Consider the following 15679-nt stretch of genomic DNA (forward strand, 5'->3'; position numbering starts at 1 on the left):
CCCTGCTTTCCTCTCAGGAGAACACACCACTTTCGAAGGCATCTTCCCATGTCCCCTGCGTGGAAGCACGGGAATATTCAGTCGCACGATTCTCGAAGAAATTCGTATGTTCCACCGCATTGAGCATGTCATCCACCCATGGCAGCGGATTTTCCTCGATGCCATAGATCGGGTCCAGACCAAGCTGGATTAGCCGGCGATCAGCAATGAAGCGGATGTAGCGCTCCACCTGCCCGGCAGACAGGCCCTCCACAGGCCCCATTTCGAAGGCCAGTTCGATGAAGGCATCCTCGTGGGCGACTGTCTGACGGCAGATTTCCACCAGTTCAGCCCGGAATTCTTCCGTCCAGAGTTCCGGATTTTCCCGAATGAAGGTGCGGAAAAGCCGGATCATGGAGAGGCAGTGCAGCGTTTCATCACGCACGGACCATGAAACGATCTGTCCCATCCCCTTCAGCTTGTTGAAGCGGGGGAAATTCAGCAGGATGGCAAAAGACGCAAACAGCTGGAGACCCTCCATGAAGGCTCCGAAGGCTGCCATCGTCTTGGCAACATCCCGCTTGCTGTTGATGTTGAAGGACTGCATGAAATCATACTTGTCCTTCATTTCCTTGTATTTCAGGAAGGCGGAATACTCCGTCTCCGGCATCCCGATCGTATCCAGCAGGTGGGAATAGGCCGCAATATGGATGGTCTCGATGTTCGAGAAACAGGAGAGCATCATCAGGACTTCGGTCGGCTTGAAAACCTGACTGTAATACTTCATGTAGGCGGAGTTCACTTCCACGTCCGCCTGCGTGAAAAAGCGGAAAATCTGCGTGACGAGATTCTGCTCGGCCTCTGAAAGTTTACGGTGCCAGTCCTTCACATCCTCGGCCAGCGGAACTTCCTCCGGCAGCCAGTGCAGACGCTGCTGGGTCAACCAGGCATCATAGGCCCAAGGGTAGCGGAATGGCTTGTAAACCGGGTTTTCAACCAGAAGATTGGCCTGCTCGGCCGCTTCCGGGGCCGGCGGCAATGGAGTGCCATCTGTCATCTCGCGAAACCTTTTTCCCTTGAGACACAGCCCTTCCAGGCTGAATCCCTCCAATATCCAGAGATGAGGCCATGCCGGGCAGGCCCCACCTCACACCCTCCGCCTTACTGGCAGGAGAGACATTCCTCATAACTCCCGGCACCACTCTCCGCATGGCGTGGCGTAGCCTGCGGAAGATGATCGTCATCCCCCTCCATGATATCACGCTTCACGGCAACATTGGACACCGTATCGGCCCTCTGGATGGAAAGGGAACGGCAATAATACAGCGATTTGACGCCCTTCTTCCATGCCTCGTAATGGATGCGGACAAGGTCACGCTTGTGCACATCCGCCGGCAGGAACAGATTGACCGACTGCGACTGGCAGATGAACGGAGCACGGTCGGCAGCATGCTCAATCACCCAGCGCTGGTCAATCTCGAAGGCCGTTCTGAAAACATCTTTCTCATCCTGTGTCAGGAAATCGAGATGCTGTACGGACCCCTTGCTCAATGTGATGGAAGACCAGACCTCATCCGTATCCCGCCCATACTTCTGGAGCAGCTTCGCCAGATGGCGGTTCCGCACCGTGAAGGAGCCGGACAGTGTCTTCTGGAGAAACACGTTGGCACTGATGGGATCAATCCCCGGGCTGGCATTGCCCGCAATGATGGAAATGGACGCTGTCGGCGCCACGGCCATCCTGTTGGAGAACCGTTCCTGAAAACCATATTCTTCAGCATCCGGACACGGGCCCCGTGTCTTTGCCAGCTCGCGGGATGCCTCAGCCGTCTGCTTCGAGATATGCTCAAAGAACTTCTTGTTCCACACCTTCGCCATGACACTACCAAAGGGCACCATCCTGGACTGAAGGAAGGAATGGAAACCCATCACACCCAACCCGACCGACCGCTCCCGCATGGCGGCATAACGGGCATGGGCCATGTCATCCGGCGCATTGTCGATGAAGTCCTGCAGCACATTGTCGAGGAACAGCATCACATCCTTGATGAAGTGCGGGTCATCTTTCCATTCATCCCAATATTCCAGATTCAGGGATGAAAGACAGCAGACAGCCGTACGGGTCTTGCCATGATGGTCAATCCCCGTCGGCAGGGTGATCTCGGCACAGAGGTTGGAGGTCTTCACCTCCAGCCCTGCCAGCCTGTGATGTTCTGGCCGGGCACGGTTCACCGTGTCCGAAAACACGATGTAGGGCTCGCCCTGTTCCATGCGTGCTGTCAGAAGGCGTATCCACAGGCCACGGGCCGACACCTTGCGAATGACGCTATGATCCTTGGGGGAAACGAGTGGCCATTCCTCATCACCCGCCACGGCCCGCATGAAATCGTCCGTCAGCAGCACACCATGATGCAGATTGAGGGCCTTGCGGTTGGGATCACCACCAGTGGGACGGCGCATCTCGATGAATTCTTCAATCTCGGGATGCCAGATAGGCAGATAAACTGCAGCGGAACCACGCCGCAGGCTGCCCTGGCTGATGGCGAGCGTCAGGCTGTCCATCACCCGAATGAAGGGAATCACACCGGATGTTTTACCATTCCGGCCGATATTCTCCCCGATAGACCGCAGATTGCCCCAATAGGAACCAATCCCCCCTCCTTTGGCAGCCAGCCAGACATTCTCATTCCAGAGCCCGACAATCCCCTCGAGACTGTCCTCCGATTCATTGAGAAAACAGGAAATCGGAAGACCACGATTCGTCCCGCCGTTGGAAAGAACAGGTGTGGCTGGCATGAACCAGTGCTGGGACATGTAATCGTAAATACGCTGTGCATGCCCCTCATCAGCTCCATACCGGGATGCCACGCGCGCAAACAGCCCCTGATATGTCTCACCTTCCAGCAGGTAGCGGTCATCCAGAGTGGCACGACCGAAGTCTGTCAGGCGCTCGTCACGTTCCGGCGTCGTCCGCACAGGCGGATGCCCCGGCAGCTGAACAACATTGGGGAAGAGCTCGGGTTCTTCTGTCCCACCCAACGGGTGAGCGAACGTCTGCGCATCATGCATGGTCATGAATCGAGCCCCTCATTTCGGCATCATTTTCGGCTTAAACAGTCCTCCCATCTCCCATGGATGAAGGGCATATTTCAAGGCTTGTTTTTCGTCAGGTTTTATGCATTTTCGCATATATAGGGTTAACCCGTTCACAATGAACACTATATATTGTAACGAGCTCTCACCCTTCCTGCTGAATAACAACAGTTTTCAGAGCCACCCACACTGGGCATGGTTACGCAGCAACTGGTCCGCCAGGATGCAGGCCATCATGGCCTCGGCCACCGGTACGGCCCGGATGCCGATGCAGGGGTCATGCCGCCCCTTTGTCCGGACATCCACCGCCTCACCATCCCGCGTGATGCTCGGTACGGGCAGCAATATGGAGCTGGTTGGTTTGATCGCCATGCGGGCCACGATAGGCTGCCCCGTGGAGATACCCCCCAGAATACCCCCGGCGTGATTGCTGAGAAATACAGGCTCCATCGGATTGTCAGAAGGACGGATGGGATCCGCATTTTCCTCGCCATGGAGGGCGGCAACCCCCATGCCATCACCAATCTCGACCGCTTTCACACCATTGATACCCATGAGGCCGCCAGCCAGTTCGGAGTCCAGCTTGCCATAAACAGGCGCCCCCAGCCCGGCAGGAACGCCTTCCGCCACGACCTCCAGCGTCGCACCGATGGAGGATCCGGACTTTCTCACCTCTTCCAGCTGCTCGCTCCACGCCGGAACGATTCCCGCATCTGGAGAGAAGAACGGATTCCGTTCCACCTCATCCCAATCCCAGCGTTCCCTGTCCACGGACTGCCCACCAATACCCGTAAGGGCGCCACGGATGAGCAGCTGCGGCCCGACAAGCTCCCGCAGGATGACCCGTGCCACGGCTCCCGCTGCGACACGCATGGCCGTCTCCCGTGCGGAAGACCGCCCGCCACCACGATAGTCACGGATGCCGTACTTCAGATCATAGGCAATATCTGCATGGCCAGGCCGATACTGCCGGGCAATCTCCCCATAATCCCGGGACCGCTGATCCGTATTCTCAATCATCAGGGAAATGGGGGTGCCCGTCGTCTGCCCCTCAAACACCCCGGAGAGAATCCGCACCTCATCCGGTTCACGCCGCTGCGTCGTATAACGGGACTGACCCGGCCGCCTCTTCTCCAGCCAGGGCTGAATGTCATCCTCCGACAGTTTCAGGCGTGGCGGACAGCCATCAATCACGCAGCCAATCGCTGGACCGTGGCTCTCTCCCCATGTCGTAACACGTAGCAGACGCCCAAAACTGTTTTCAGACATTATTCTTATTCCCCAGAGGAGAGGCTCATGTCGGGAGCTTCCGGGTTCTTCATGCCAATGATGTTGTAACCGCAATCCACGTGATGCACCTCACCCGTCACACCGCTGGAAAGATCTGACAGCAGATACAGGCCGGAACCACCGACATCCTTCAGGGACACATTGCGCTCCATCGGAGCATTGACCTGATTCCAGCGCAGGATGTAGCGGAAGTCCCCGATGCCATTGGCTGCCAGTGTCATGATCGGTCCGGCAGAAATGCCGTTCACACGGATATCATCACGACCCAGATCCACCGCCATGTAACGGACGGAGGCTTCAAGTGCTGCCTTGGCAACACCCATCACATTATAATGCGGCATGACACGCTCTGCCCCCAGATAGGTCAGGGTCAGCAGGGAGCCACCGGCATTCATCATGGCCGCAGCCCGACGGGCCACTGCCGTGAAAGAGAAGCAGGAAATATCCAGCGCCTGAAGGAAAGCCTCACGGGGGGTATCCACATAGCGCCCGCGCAGATACTGCTTGTCAGCCCAGCCAATGGCATGAACGACAAAGTCGATCTTGCCCCAGGCCTTCTCGACCTCATCGAACGTGGCATTGATGGCAGCGTCATCACTCACATCACAGGGCAGGACCATGGTGGACCCCACACTTTCTGCCAGAGGACGTACACGCTTGCCCAGAGCCTCACCCTGATAGGTGAAGGCGATTTCAGCCCCCTGGTCCGCACAGGCCTTGGCAATGGCCCAGGCAATGGAGTTCTTGTTTGCCACACCCATGACAACACCACGCTTGCCAGCCATGAGTGTTCCCTTGGCTGTTTCCTGCTGCGTGTGCGCTTCCGTTTCTGACATGGTCAGCCCCCTTGAGGATAATCTTGGATATATAATAAGTGGGTCATCTCGTCGCACAAGGCTGGCCACTCGGCAAGGCCCTCCCGTCACGAGGAAAACGTTTTTACGCTTCCCTCTGCGTTGTGCTGGGGAGATGATGCGAAAATGCACCACCCGTGCCGCATGGAACACGCAATGGGCCGTTACCCTTCCTTCACGCCTCTGGCCGCCCCCCTTCTCACAATATGGTCGCTGATCGGCCATGCCGCCATGCCATGGCTCCGCCGTCATGCCCGCAAAAGGCTGCAGCAGGGCAGGGAAAACAGAACCCGCCTGCCAGAACGTTTCGCCCGGGCAGGAATGCCCCGCCCCTCCCATGACGGACCGCTCCTTTGGGTTCATGCTGCCAGTGTGGGAGAAAGCCGGTGCATCCTGCCTGTTGTCAGTCAGCTTCTGGCAGACAGCCCAAAGCTGACCATCCTCATGACAACAGCCACCCTGACCGGTGGAGAAACGGTCGCCGCCCATCCGGCCAGTCATACGGGGCGGCTGATCCATCAGCTCATCCCCTATGATGCCCCGCATCTCCTTGAGCGTTTCATGGCATACTGGCAACCGATCGGGCTGGTTCTTACGGAAAGTGAACTCTGGCCGGGCCTGCTCTGCCTGAGCCGACAAAAAAAACTGCCTGTCATGCTGCTCAATGCACGTCTCTCGCCCCGTTCTGCCGCACGCTGGCGGTGGGCATCACCCCTGCTGCGCCACCTCCTGGAAGCCTGCCACTGGATCATGCCCCGAAGCATGGATGATGCGCAGGCTTTTGCCCGATTCGGAATCGGGCCACTCCTGCCCCCGGCGGATCTGAAAGAAGATTCGCCCCCTCTGCCCTTTGATGCATCCGAGGCTGTCACCCTGCGCAGGCAACTTGGGGAATGCTCCATTTTTGTGGCGGCTTCCACGCATCCGGGCGAAGAAGAGATCATCATTGCAGCCGCCCGGCAGGCCAAAAAAGAACGCCCTGACCTGCTCACCGTCATCATCCCCCGTCATCCTGAAAGAGGCAAAGAACTGGCCCAGACCCATCAGGCTCCCTGCCGTTCCAAGGGACAGGTTCCTGGAGGTGGGGATGATGTATGGATCATCGACACGCTGGGAGAAGTCGGCCTCTTCTTTCAGCTTGCCGAGCGGGTCTTCATCGGCAATTCCCTTGTCCCACCCGGAGGAGGCCACAACCCTCTGGAATCCCTCCATTTCCGCCGCCCTACGGCCATCGGTCCATACATGCAGAACTGGACAGCACTCTGCGCCCGTCATGCAGGCTCACTCCATCCTGTTGAGCATCAGGAGGCACTCGCACGCTGGCTGAAAGCCCGCCATCTTCCCAGCCCCAGGCCCCCTCAGCAGAATCAGGCAGGCAGGCAGGCAATTCGCCTTATTAAGGACACAATTTTGACTAAAAAGGCATTTTAATGAAACTGACGGCCCCTTCTTTCTGGCAGACCCCTGCCCCGACCATGCTTTCCAATCTTCTTTTGCCTTTCAGTAAAGTGACGGGGTTCGTCGCCAGGCAACGTCAGACCCAGCCTTCACTCAGGCTGCCCGTTCCTGTTCTATGCTGTGGAAACATCACCGTAGGCGGAACTGGCAAAACGCCCATGAGCCTCCATCTGCTCCAAAAGCTGATCCAGAGAGGACGGACTCCCCATGCCCTAACCCGTGGTCACGGTGGCCGGTCCAAAAAGACAGGACTGATCTCCCCCACACTGGACAGGGCCGTTGATGTCGGCGATGAAACCATCCTGCTGGCCCGCCTTGCCCCCACATGGCGAGGACCGGACCGCAGAGCCAATGCCCTGCGGGCCATCGAAGCAGGGGCAGACTGCCTGGTCATGGATGACGGTCTACAGGACCCTTCCCTCCACAAAGACCTCTCCCTGCTGGTCATTGACGGTCCGGCGGGGCTGGGCAACCAGCGCCTGCTTCCTGCCGGGCCATTGCGGGAATCACTTCCTGATCTCCTGCCCCGGCTACACGCCACTGTCATCCTCGGTGACGACCGCCAGCATATCGCCGGGCAGCTGCCTCCGTCCCTTCCTGTCCTGAAAGGAACCCTCTCCCCTGGCACCGCCATCCAGAAGCTGCGGGGCTATCAGCTCATTGCCTTTGCCGGGATCGGTCGCCCCCAGAAATTCTTCTCCACCCTTCAGGATGCAGGCCTTACCCTGTTGCGGACTCTCACATTCCCTGACCATCACATCTACTCGGCCCGTGAACTGAAGAAACTGGCCCAGCTGGCCCATATGCCAGAGACCGTTCTGGTCACGACGGAAAAAGATTTTGTAAAACTGCCCCCACTCTTCCAGAATTTCGTGGTTAGCCTTGATGTTGAACCCCGATGGAGCAACCCTAGGCTGATGGATGAACTTCTTGACCACTTTCTGGCAGAGTAACTGCCCCTCTCATGTCCCGGCCCCGCACCCATGAAACATTATCTTGAGGCATGGGGCCTGAAGGGGCTTCTCTGGTTTGCCAGCAAGCTGCCTGCGGGTCTTTCTTCCCGTTTGGGAGGAACCGTGGCGGCTCTTGTCGGGCCGTGCCTTCCCTCATCCCGCATTGCCGACATCAACCTGCACCGTGCCTTTCCCACGATGGACCGAAAGACACGCCGGAGGCTCGTCAGAGGCTGCTGGTGGAACATTGGCAGCACATTGGGAGAACTCCCCCACCTTCCTGACCTGCCGGAAGGGGCTGCTACAGGTCCCGGCTGGCGTGTCCTGAATGATGAACTCCTGCACCAGGCCCGCAAAAGCGGGCGCCCTGTCATTTTCTTTTCAGGCCATCTCGGCAACTGGGAACTCATGCCCCTGATTGTTGCCCGTTATGGCATGGCTTTTTCCCCTTTCTACCGTGCCCCCAACAACCCTCTGGTTGACCAGCTGCTCTGTCGGCTGCGACGCCACATTGTCGGCACACCCGTTTCATTCTTTCCCAAAGGGAAGCAGGGAGCACGGGATGCTGTCCGCCATCTCGCCAGAGGTGGATATCTTGGCGTGCTGGGGGACCAGAAAATGAACGATGGGATTGAGGTTTCCTTCTTCGGCCATCCTACCATGACAGCCCCGGCTGCTGCGGCCCTGGCCCTCAGATTCGATGCTCTGATCATTACAGGGCATGTCTGGCGGGAAGGCCCGGCCCGTCTGGTTCTGGAGGTGGGGTTCTGCCTTGACCCGAAAGATCATGCCAGCACAGCCCGTTCCCGCCATGACATGATTCGTCACCTGACCCAGCTCCTAAATGATGAGCTGGAACAATGGATTACAAAACGCCCGGAAAACTGGCTCTGGTTGCATCGGCGATGGGCAAAATCCTGTTACCGGAATAAGAAAAAGTAAATTTTACCTAGCCATGCGTCCGAAACATGGTAGGATTGCAAAATGAGAACAAGATCATAGCAGCCAAGCCTTCCTGTTCAGTTTTCAGATAGCGCGCTTCGGCACCATGGGTTGTTCTGATTGTGATGCAGCAGGGGTTTCCCTGTTCCCATGAAGGAGATGCTGACATGGCTCAGAAAGCATTCCGCGTGGCAGAACACGCCACGGCCCCCTCCTCCAGCGCCCGGGAACATGCGGGCGGTGTTGTCGTCCCGTTCCGCCAGAAGCTCCTTTCCCATCATCGCCACTACCTGGCCACATGGCTCATTGCCAGCGAGAAAATGGGCATTCTTGATGCCTCCATTGAATCATCTCCGGACCAGCAGACAGCCGATCCCAGCCTGGTGGTCATCTGGGTTCGGGAAAATGCCGACCCTGCCTACCTCATCAGCCTGCGTGGTCCCTACTGGGTTCTCACGGACTGCCTGAGAGACAACGAGCTTGGCCGTTACCGGACCTTCTCCGAAGCACTTCATACCATCCGTCCCGTTCTGCCCCTGCATGCATCAGCCTGACATGACGTCCTGCTGAAGCGATTTTTCGTTCTACAGAAAAAGCCCGTCTGACATGCAGACGGGCTTTTTCCCATGGAAGCAGGCAAAAAGCCAAAACCTGTCAGGGTGTTGAGGACGTGCCGCTCCCAGCACCCGCATGACGGGATGGCGACCAGACCGCCACATCAGGAGCGGCCGGTTTCTTCCCAGCCTGAGCCTGTGCCGGTACTGCTCCAGCTGTCTGCTTTGCAGGTGACCATACGGCCATATCAGCCGATGCCGAGGCAGTCCCCCGCCCCGGCACGGCCGGCCCTACGGAAAGAGATGATGGCGATGTCAGATCACGGGAGGCTGGGACGATCAGCTGGCTGCCCCCACCCGGAGCAATCTGATAGATGCCCAGCGCCCGAATCATCCGGCCATCCGGACGCAGATGGAAGAGACCATTCACGCCCAGATAGCCTTCACGCTGGGTCAGTGTTGCCACATTCAGCTTGTTCTGGCGGATCAGGGCGCCAGCCAGGGCGGCCGCATCGTAGGCAAAATCTGCGACAGGAGAAGGCTTCTGCTGATAGGCATTCTGATAACTCTGCACATAGCCACTGCGCTGTTTCTCATCAAACGCCACATACCAGGCACCGCGCAGGTCCCCCAGTTTGGCGTCAAAGGAACGCCAGAGCATCGGACCAAGAATACGAACCTGAGGAACCAGAAGCTGGTTGTTCTTCAGCGCATCGATCACACGGGCCAGATCCAGCCCGGTATCACCCAGAAGCAGGGCATCAAATGGCGGCGGGCTGACCTCCGAAGGGGCCGAAGCGGTCTGATCCTTCTGGGCTGGCCGGGAGGAAGAAACCGTCATTTCATCACCCTCATTCAGAGGGTCAATGGCAGAAGGTCCGCTCTCCGCCGTGGCCGCCCCCTGTGCAGTACCGGCAGATGCAACCGGCCGACGGCTCAGCTGCGCCATTTTCTGCGTGATGTCATTGATGTCACTGCTGTGGAACGTAATCTGCGGGACATCCAGCCCAGCCTCCTGGCAGGCCAGGGTCAGCCCTTCCCCCATGGCGTGCCCCAGCGCCGTATCTGGCAGAAACGCAGCAAAACGCTTCCGTCCTTCTACCCGGGCAGCGTCAACAAGACGACGAACCTGCTGCTCTGGCGTCAGTCCCATGACCCAGACACCCGGTCTGGCCTGAGCCACATCACTGGTGAAAGCCAGCTCCGGCACATTCACTGGCTGCAGGACAGAGGACACGGCCTGCGTATCACCTGCCGTAAGCGGCCCCAGAACAATACTGTCTCCGGCCTCCAGAGCCTGCTGGGCGGCATGGGCAGGCCCTGCTGGCTGGGCACTGTCAAATACATCCATGGGAGGAGGCTGGTTGTCCGGCAGAGCCAGCCGGGCCGCATCCCTCAGGCGCAGGCCGATGGCAGCATGAGGGCCACTCAACGGTACGATCAGCCCGACACGGGCCGGTTTTTCCACTGGCTGCGGAGCGGCTGCCACCGGGGCCAGTTTCCTTTCATGACCATTTTCCCCGGAGCAGGCTCCCAGAAACATGAAAATACCAACGGCCAATGCTGCCTGGCCGTTTCCTCTCTTGCCGCGCCCCCGCCCACCACGGCTATAAAGGCCAGAGCGGCTCATTGAGGATAACGATGTCTGAGAAACCATATACTCCCCCCGATCACGGAACATTTCCTTCTTCTACCGGGCAGCTCGTGCTGGTGGCAACGCCTGTCGGCAACCTCGCCGACATAAGCCAGCGTGCCCTTGATGCTTTAAGGACCGCTGATGCCATCCTGTGTGAAGATACCCGCGTTACCACAAAACTGCTGCGGCATTATGGCATAAGCAACCAGCTCTTCCCTCTCCACGACCATAATGAACAGGACCGCATCCCCGCCCTCATTGAGCGCCTCCAGCAGGGAGAATGTCTGGCCCTGGTCTCTGATGCCGGTACACCCATTGTTTCGGACCCCGGATACCGCCTCGTCCGGGCCGCACAGGCAGAAAATATCGCCATCACGTCCCTGCCCGGTGCCAATGCTGCCGTCACGGCTCTGACACTCTCCGGCCTGCCTCCCATTCCCTTCATGTTTCTGGGCTTTCCTCCCCGGGGAGAGGCCCGCCGACACAGCTTTACCGCCCTGCGTGCTGCCGAACAGGCTGGTCTGGCTGCCACGCTCATCTGGTATGAATCACCGCACCGACTTCTGGAAACACTGAAAACACAGCAGCAGGTATTCGGCTCAGACCGCCCTGCGGCCGTAGGGCGTGAACTGACAAAACATTTTGAAGAAATGGTCCGGGGCAGTCTTGCCGAACTCATTGCCCATTTTGAAGAAACAGCCCCACGGGGAGAGATCACCCTGCTTCTTGGTCCACCAGCCGCAGACGATACGGGAGCACAGGAGCTCGACCAGGCCTTGCAGGATGCCCTGAAAACCCACTCCGTCAAGGATGCCGCAGCGCTGATAGCAGGGATCGTCAACCTGCCCAAGCGCACCGTCTATAACCGGGCACTTGAGCTGGCCAGACAGAAAAAGGGCGGTTAGTCCTCATCCTTTGGCAGGACAAAACTTGAAGACGGAACGCTGATGCCGGTCTGCACGCTGGAAAAATGCACGACCGTCCTGTGCCCTTGGGCATCCAGCACTGTCCAGCCTTTCAGACTGAGCGGACGGGTGGAGAAAAAGAGCGTCATCTCGCCTTCACCCGGATTTTCCGTCCGTGTCACCCGCAACTGGATCTCGCTATTCTGCTGTTCGTACCCCAGAATGGATACATCCCCCGAGAAACGGGGATCCGGCCGCAGAAGAAGACCCAATGGCGTATGATCCAGAGGGATTGTCGTGATCTGACCGATGCTGCGATCCTGAAACACGACCTTGCCTTCATTGGCCACAAGCAGAAGCGGGCTGGGAGGATCGTAAGAAAACCGCATCTTTCCCGGCCGCTCCAGCAGAACTGTCCCGGTGGATGCCCCGTCATGCTCGGTCACCTGCTCAAACCGGGCCTGAAATGTCTTCGTCGCCGCAAGGCTGGACTCAATTCTGTGAACCCATCCCTGCTGGGCCTGGGTCAGGGGAACGCCTGCCGCCAGTGCCGGATTCCCCAGCAGACCCATCCCCCCCACAGCAAAAGCCACGCCGCAGGCCATGACAAGACGCCGCACCACCATCACCACGCTTCCTTTCCTCACAAGGAAATATCCGCTTCCCGGAAAATGTGCCGGACATCACCCTGCCAGACATCATGGTACCGCTCCAGCCACCGCTCCGCCTGTGTTTTGGCACCATCAGCAATCTCATAGAGCGGAGCAAGATAATACTCCTCCCCATGGCCCCGTTTCTGAAGTCCCTGCTCGGCCAGTGTCAGAATACGCTTTGCCAGATGACGCAGCCCGCCCGGGAAAGGAGCATCCATGGCCTGTTCGACAACAAGCTCCGCCAGAGACTGATAATGCAGCCAAGACTGCTCCTTCACCACCCGTTCGGCTTCAGCCAGCACGTCTTCGTCATATAGCAGCCCCACCCAGAACGCAGACTGGGCCACCATCATGTCTGGCCGTCCAGCATCGGCACCACGCATCTCAAGAAACTGCTTGAGCCGGACATCAGGGAACAGTGTCGTCAGATGGTCTTCAAAATCCCCGACCGTTGGGCGCAGGCCTGCCAACGGCTCCTGCTCGACACCATCGAGCCATTTACGGAACGAACAGCCTGCGGCATCAATATTCCGCCCTTCACGATTGACGAAATACATAGGGACATCCAGCGCCCAGTCCACGTAGCGCTCAAACCCGAAGCCTTCCTCAAAAAAGAACGTCGGCTGACCACTGCGCTGATTGTCCGTATCCAGCCAGATATAGGCCCGGTTGGACAGACGCCCTGTCGGCCTGCCATCAGCAAACGGCGAATTGGCCATCAGGGCCGTGATGAGAGGCTGGAGAGCGAGCGACACCCGCATTTTGCGGGCCATGTCTGCCTCGCTGGAAAAATCCAGATTCACCTGCACGGTGCAGGTCCGTGTCATCATGTCCAGCCCACGACGCCCGACCTCTGGCATGTAGCGGCGCATGATGGCATACCGGCTCTTGGGCATCCACGGCATGGCCTCCCGGGGCCAGAGAGGCTGAAAACCAAGAGGCGCAAAACCAAGGCCCAGCTCCTGCGCAGGCCCGGTGATCTGCCTGAAATGGGCAATCATCTCCTGTTCGGTTTCCTGCACCGTCCTGACAGGCGCACCGGAGAGCTCAAACTGTCCCGCAGGTTCCAGAGAGATGGACCGCCCCTTGTGCGGGCCCGCACCTTTCAGGCCTATCAAATGGCCATCATCACGGATGGCCTGCCAGTTCGGCCCTTCCAGAGCGCCAAGCAGGGCACCGATGCCATCCGGCTCATACGCTGGTGGCGCAAACGGCTTCAGCTCTCCTCTGGCCCGTTCTGGCAGACGGAACCCGAACTTTTCATGTTCTGTCCCAATACGCCATTCAGCCTTCGGCTTGCAGCCACGAGCCAGAACCTCGACAAGCTGCGCCCTGCTCTCGATCAGTGTCGTATTGCTTTCACCTGGATTGGACATGCACAAACCCTTATCGGCTAAAATTCACCACGCTATGCCGCAGGACGCTCAGACTGTCCGTAAGCCAGATACCCCCTATACTAGGGGGCATATTTACCTTCATTCAAGAGAACCGACACATATTCGAGCAGCCTCGGGCCGTTCATGCCTGCCGGTTGGCTGCTCCGATCTGGGCCAAGGCAGCACAGGCTGCCGTATCTGCCCGCAATATCCGGGGGCCGAGCGAAAAAGACTGTATGGCCTCATGCCGGGAAAGCCGTTGGACCTCTTCCTCCGCAAAGCCTCCTTCTGGCCCGATGAGCAATGCATCACAGCCAGCGGGAGGCCCTCCCTGCCCATGGCGCTCCAGCGCCACGGCAAGCCTGCGCCGAACCGGCCAGCGGGCCAGAACAGCCGCCAGAGGCTCCAGCGGCATGAGGGTCGGGACATCCAGCCGCTCACACTGTTCGGCAGCTTCCTGTGCGATCAGCCCCAACCGCTCAAGATTCAGGCGATGTGTGTTTGTCCGGGCTGTCAGGACGGGGCGAAAGCGTGTCACACCCAGCTCTGTCCCCATGCGGATGAGCAGCTCCGTCGCATCCCTCTTGAGTGGCGCAAAAAGAAGCTCCACCCCTTCTGTATCCTGCTGGGGCCGCAGACAGGACGTAAGGCGCACCGTGGCCTGATTTTTTTTCAGCCCCTCGACAGTCGCCTGCCACTCGCCATCCCGGCCATTGAACAGCACCACACCATCGCCCGGCTGAAGACGCATGACCTTGCCCAAATAATGGGCCTGACCGGCAGACAGGGACACCGTCTCCCCTTCCTGCCAGGGAGACTCTGCATCAACAATAAAAAGGCGTGGATCAGTACGGCTCATGTTTCGGGCATACCGCTTTCCCCACTCACTTTCCAGCATCTGCGATAAAATATTGACCTCATCCTGTTTCTGGCCAATCACTCATCCCATGTCCCAGACCCATCTTCATACCGATATCCGCAGCAATGGCCTGATCGGCCGCCTGCCAGACCCCTGGCGATCCTATGCACTGCTTGCCCGGCTGGACCGTCCCGTTGGCACATGGCTGCTGCTGCTGCCCGGCGTGTTCGGCATCTTTCTTGCCCCACAAGGGCCCCCTCTGGAACGTCGGCTCTTCTATACGGCGCTCTTCGCCATCGGATCGCTGCTCATGCGTTCGGCGGGCTGTGTCATCAACGACATCTGGGATCGCAAAATTGATGCCCAGGTTTCACGCACGGCAGGCAGGCCCCTGGCCAGCGGCGCACTCAACCTGACACAGGGGCTGGCTCTGCTGTCCGTGTTGCTACTCGGAGGGCTGGCCGTATTGCTCGCCCTGCCGCCCGTCTGCTGGATGCTGGCACCTCTGGCGCTGATCCTTGTCGCCTTCTACCCGGCCGCAAAAAGACTGACATGGTGGCCCCAGCTTGTCATGGGATTCACCTTCGGCTTCGGCGCTCCCATGGGCTATGCGGCCAGCCAGAACACTCTGGACCTGCCGGGCCTGCTGCTCTACGGCGGCGTCATCATCTGGCAGCTGGGATTCGATACCATCTATGGTTTTCAGGATATGGAGGATGATGCCCGTATCGGGGTCAAATCCACCTCCCGCCTGATGCTGAACCATGCCCGCCTCTTCGTAGGCAGCTGTTACGCACTGGCCCTCTGCCTGTTTGCACTCTCGGCTCTACAGGCCGGGTTGCACCCACTCTTCTGGCTGCCTTTCCTGCTGGCCTGCCTCCTGCTGGGCCGTCAGACTGTCCGGCTTTCGCCCTATGATGCTCCTCTCTGTCTGCACTTCTTCCGGCAGAACGTCGCAATAGGCTTCGTCCTGGCAGCCGCCTTCATCCTGGGGGCCAGCCCGACATTCTGGCACTAAACCTGATCTGCTCCATGAGCGTGAGAGGGCCGACATGAAAAATCCCCGGGGCAGAACCAGCACCCCGGGGATTTTTCATACAACAGACTGACCTGTATCGAGCGACCTG

Annotated in this window: 14 protein-coding genes; 6 read left to right on the forward strand and 8 right to left on the reverse strand. The window is 58.7% G+C overall.

Annotated elements, in window-relative coordinates; all coding sequences use genetic code 11:
• Nucleotides 1-13: 13 nt before the first annotated feature.
• The 4 genes from CPA54_RS03380 to fabI form a co-directional block, all read right to left on the reverse strand.
• Nucleotides 14-1036, reverse strand: coding sequence for a ribonucleotide-diphosphate reductase subunit beta (locus CPA54_RS03380; RefSeq protein WP_043560023.1), 1023 nt, complete (start codon nucleotides 1034-1036; stop codon nucleotides 14-16).
• Between the two features lie 104 nt (nucleotides 1037-1140).
• Nucleotides 1141-3048, reverse strand: coding sequence for a ribonucleoside-diphosphate reductase subunit alpha (locus CPA54_RS03385; protein ID WP_373364576.1), 1908 nt, complete (start codon nucleotides 3046-3048; stop codon nucleotides 1141-1143).
• 198 nt (nucleotides 3049-3246) lie between these two features.
• Complete coding sequence (aroC, locus tag CPA54_RS03390; protein WP_103765565.1) at nucleotides 3247-4341, reverse strand: chorismate synthase; 1095 nt, start codon at nucleotides 4339-4341, stop codon at nucleotides 3247-3249.
• A 5-nt stretch (nucleotides 4342-4346) separates the two neighbouring features.
• On the reverse strand, nucleotides 4347-5198 hold the full coding sequence (gene fabI, locus CPA54_RS03395) for an enoyl-ACP reductase FabI (protein ID WP_043560018.1): 852 nt from the start codon (nucleotides 5196-5198) through the stop codon (nucleotides 4347-4349).
• A gap of 162 nt (nucleotides 5199-5360) precedes the next feature.
• Between fabI and CPA54_RS03400 the strand changes: the two genes are divergently transcribed.
• From CPA54_RS03400 to CPA54_RS03415, 4 genes are all read left to right on the forward strand, one after another.
• Nucleotides 5361-6647: a 3-deoxy-D-manno-octulosonic acid transferase gene (locus tag CPA54_RS03400; RefSeq protein ID WP_249085527.1), complete on the forward strand. Its 1287-nt coding sequence runs from the start codon at nucleotides 5361-5363 to the stop codon at nucleotides 6645-6647.
• Between the two features lie 44 nt (nucleotides 6648-6691).
• Nucleotides 6692-7627, forward strand: a complete 936-nt coding sequence (gene lpxK, locus CPA54_RS03405; protein WP_232086360.1) for a tetraacyldisaccharide 4'-kinase — start codon at nucleotides 6692-6694, stop codon at nucleotides 7625-7627.
• A 30-nt stretch (nucleotides 7628-7657) separates the two neighbouring features.
• Entirely contained in the window at nucleotides 7658-8569 is a 912-nt protein-coding gene (locus CPA54_RS03410; protein WP_249085528.1) for a lysophospholipid acyltransferase family protein, read from the forward strand.
• 167 nt (nucleotides 8570-8736) lie between these two features.
• A complete protein-coding gene (locus CPA54_RS03415) occupies nucleotides 8737-9123 on the forward strand; it encodes a hypothetical protein (protein WP_227449703.1) in 387 nt (128 codons plus the stop codon).
• 100 nt (nucleotides 9124-9223) lie between these two features.
• Here the strand turns inward: CPA54_RS03415 and CPA54_RS03420 are convergent, their stop codons facing one another.
• Entirely contained in the window at nucleotides 9224-10612 is a 1389-nt protein-coding gene (locus CPA54_RS03420; protein ID WP_227449704.1) for a penicillin-binding protein activator, read from the reverse strand.
• A 218-nt stretch (nucleotides 10613-10830) separates the two neighbouring features.
• Between CPA54_RS03420 and rsmI the strand changes: the two genes are divergently transcribed.
• On the forward strand, nucleotides 10831-11664 hold the full coding sequence (gene rsmI / locus CPA54_RS03425; RefSeq protein WP_408610212.1) for a 16S rRNA (cytidine(1402)-2'-O)-methyltransferase: 834 nt from the start codon (nucleotides 10831-10833) through the stop codon (nucleotides 11662-11664).
• Here the strand turns inward: rsmI and CPA54_RS03430 are convergent.
• The 3 genes from CPA54_RS03430 to CPA54_RS03440 form a co-directional block, all read right to left on the reverse strand.
• Nucleotides 11661-12290, reverse strand: coding sequence for an outer membrane lipoprotein carrier protein LolA (locus tag CPA54_RS03430; protein WP_249085529.1), 630 nt, complete (start codon nucleotides 12288-12290; stop codon nucleotides 11661-11663). The two genes, rsmI and CPA54_RS03430, sit on opposite strands and share 4 nt — an antisense overlap.
• Before the next feature lie 17 nt (nucleotides 12291-12307).
• On the reverse strand, nucleotides 12308-13693 hold the full coding sequence (locus tag CPA54_RS03435) for a glutamate--cysteine ligase (RefSeq protein WP_043560012.1): 1386 nt from the start codon (nucleotides 13691-13693) through the stop codon (nucleotides 12308-12310).
• Between the two features lie 142 nt (nucleotides 13694-13835).
• Entirely contained in the window at nucleotides 13836-14552 is a 717-nt protein-coding gene (locus CPA54_RS03440) for a 16S rRNA (uracil(1498)-N(3))-methyltransferase (protein ID WP_249085530.1), read from the reverse strand.
• 88 nt (nucleotides 14553-14640) lie between these two features.
• Between CPA54_RS03440 and ubiA the strand changes: the two genes are divergently transcribed.
• Nucleotides 14641-15570 (forward strand): 4-hydroxybenzoate octaprenyltransferase, encoded by a 930-nt coding sequence (gene ubiA / locus CPA54_RS03445; RefSeq protein ID WP_249085531.1) that lies wholly within the window; start codon nucleotides 14641-14643, stop codon nucleotides 15568-15570.
• The last annotated feature ends 109 nt before the right edge of the window (nucleotides 15571-15679 follow it).

It is taken from the genome of Parasaccharibacter sp. TMW2.1890 (genome assembly GCF_023337645.1).
Taxonomy (GTDB): domain Bacteria; phylum Pseudomonadota; class Alphaproteobacteria; order Acetobacterales; family Acetobacteraceae; genus Bombella; species Bombella apis.

Excerpts from the sequence above, each read along its gene's own strand:
- CPA54_RS03380 (WP_043560023.1), bottom strand. The coding sequence starts at position 1,036 with ATGACAGATGGCACTCCATTGCCGCCGGCCCCGGAAGCGGCCGAGCAG.
- CPA54_RS03385 (WP_373364576.1), bottom strand. The coding sequence starts at position 3,048 with ATGCATGATGCGCAGACGTTCGCTCACCCGTTGGGTGGGACAGAAGAA.
- aroC (WP_103765565.1), bottom strand. The coding sequence starts at position 4,341 with ATGTCTGAAAACAGTTTTGGGCGTCTGCTACGTGTTACGACATGGGGA.
- fabI (WP_043560018.1), bottom strand. The coding sequence starts at position 5,198 with ATGTCAGAAACGGAAGCGCACACGCAGCAGGAAACAGCCAAGGGAACA.
- CPA54_RS03400 (WP_249085527.1), top strand. The coding sequence starts at position 5,361 with ATGGAACACGCAATGGGCCGTTACCCTTCCTTCACGCCTCTGGCCGCC.
- lpxK (WP_232086360.1), top strand. The coding sequence starts at position 6,692 with ATGCTTTCCAATCTTCTTTTGCCTTTCAGTAAAGTGACGGGGTTCGTC.
- CPA54_RS03410 (WP_249085528.1), top strand. The coding sequence starts at position 7,658 with ATGAAACATTATCTTGAGGCATGGGGCCTGAAGGGGCTTCTCTGGTTT.
- CPA54_RS03415 (WP_227449703.1), top strand. The coding sequence starts at position 8,737 with ATGGCTCAGAAAGCATTCCGCGTGGCAGAACACGCCACGGCCCCCTCC.
- CPA54_RS03430 (WP_249085529.1), bottom strand. The coding sequence starts at position 12,290 with ATGGTGGTGCGGCGTCTTGTCATGGCCTGCGGCGTGGCTTTTGCTGTG.
- CPA54_RS03435 (WP_043560012.1), bottom strand. The coding sequence starts at position 13,693 with ATGTCCAATCCAGGTGAAAGCAATACGACACTGATCGAGAGCAGGGCG.
- CPA54_RS03440 (WP_249085530.1), bottom strand. The coding sequence starts at position 14,552 with ATGAGCCGTACTGATCCACGCCTTTTTATTGTTGATGCAGAGTCTCCC.
- ubiA (WP_249085531.1), top strand. The coding sequence starts at position 14,641 with ATGTCCCAGACCCATCTTCATACCGATATCCGCAGCAATGGCCTGATC.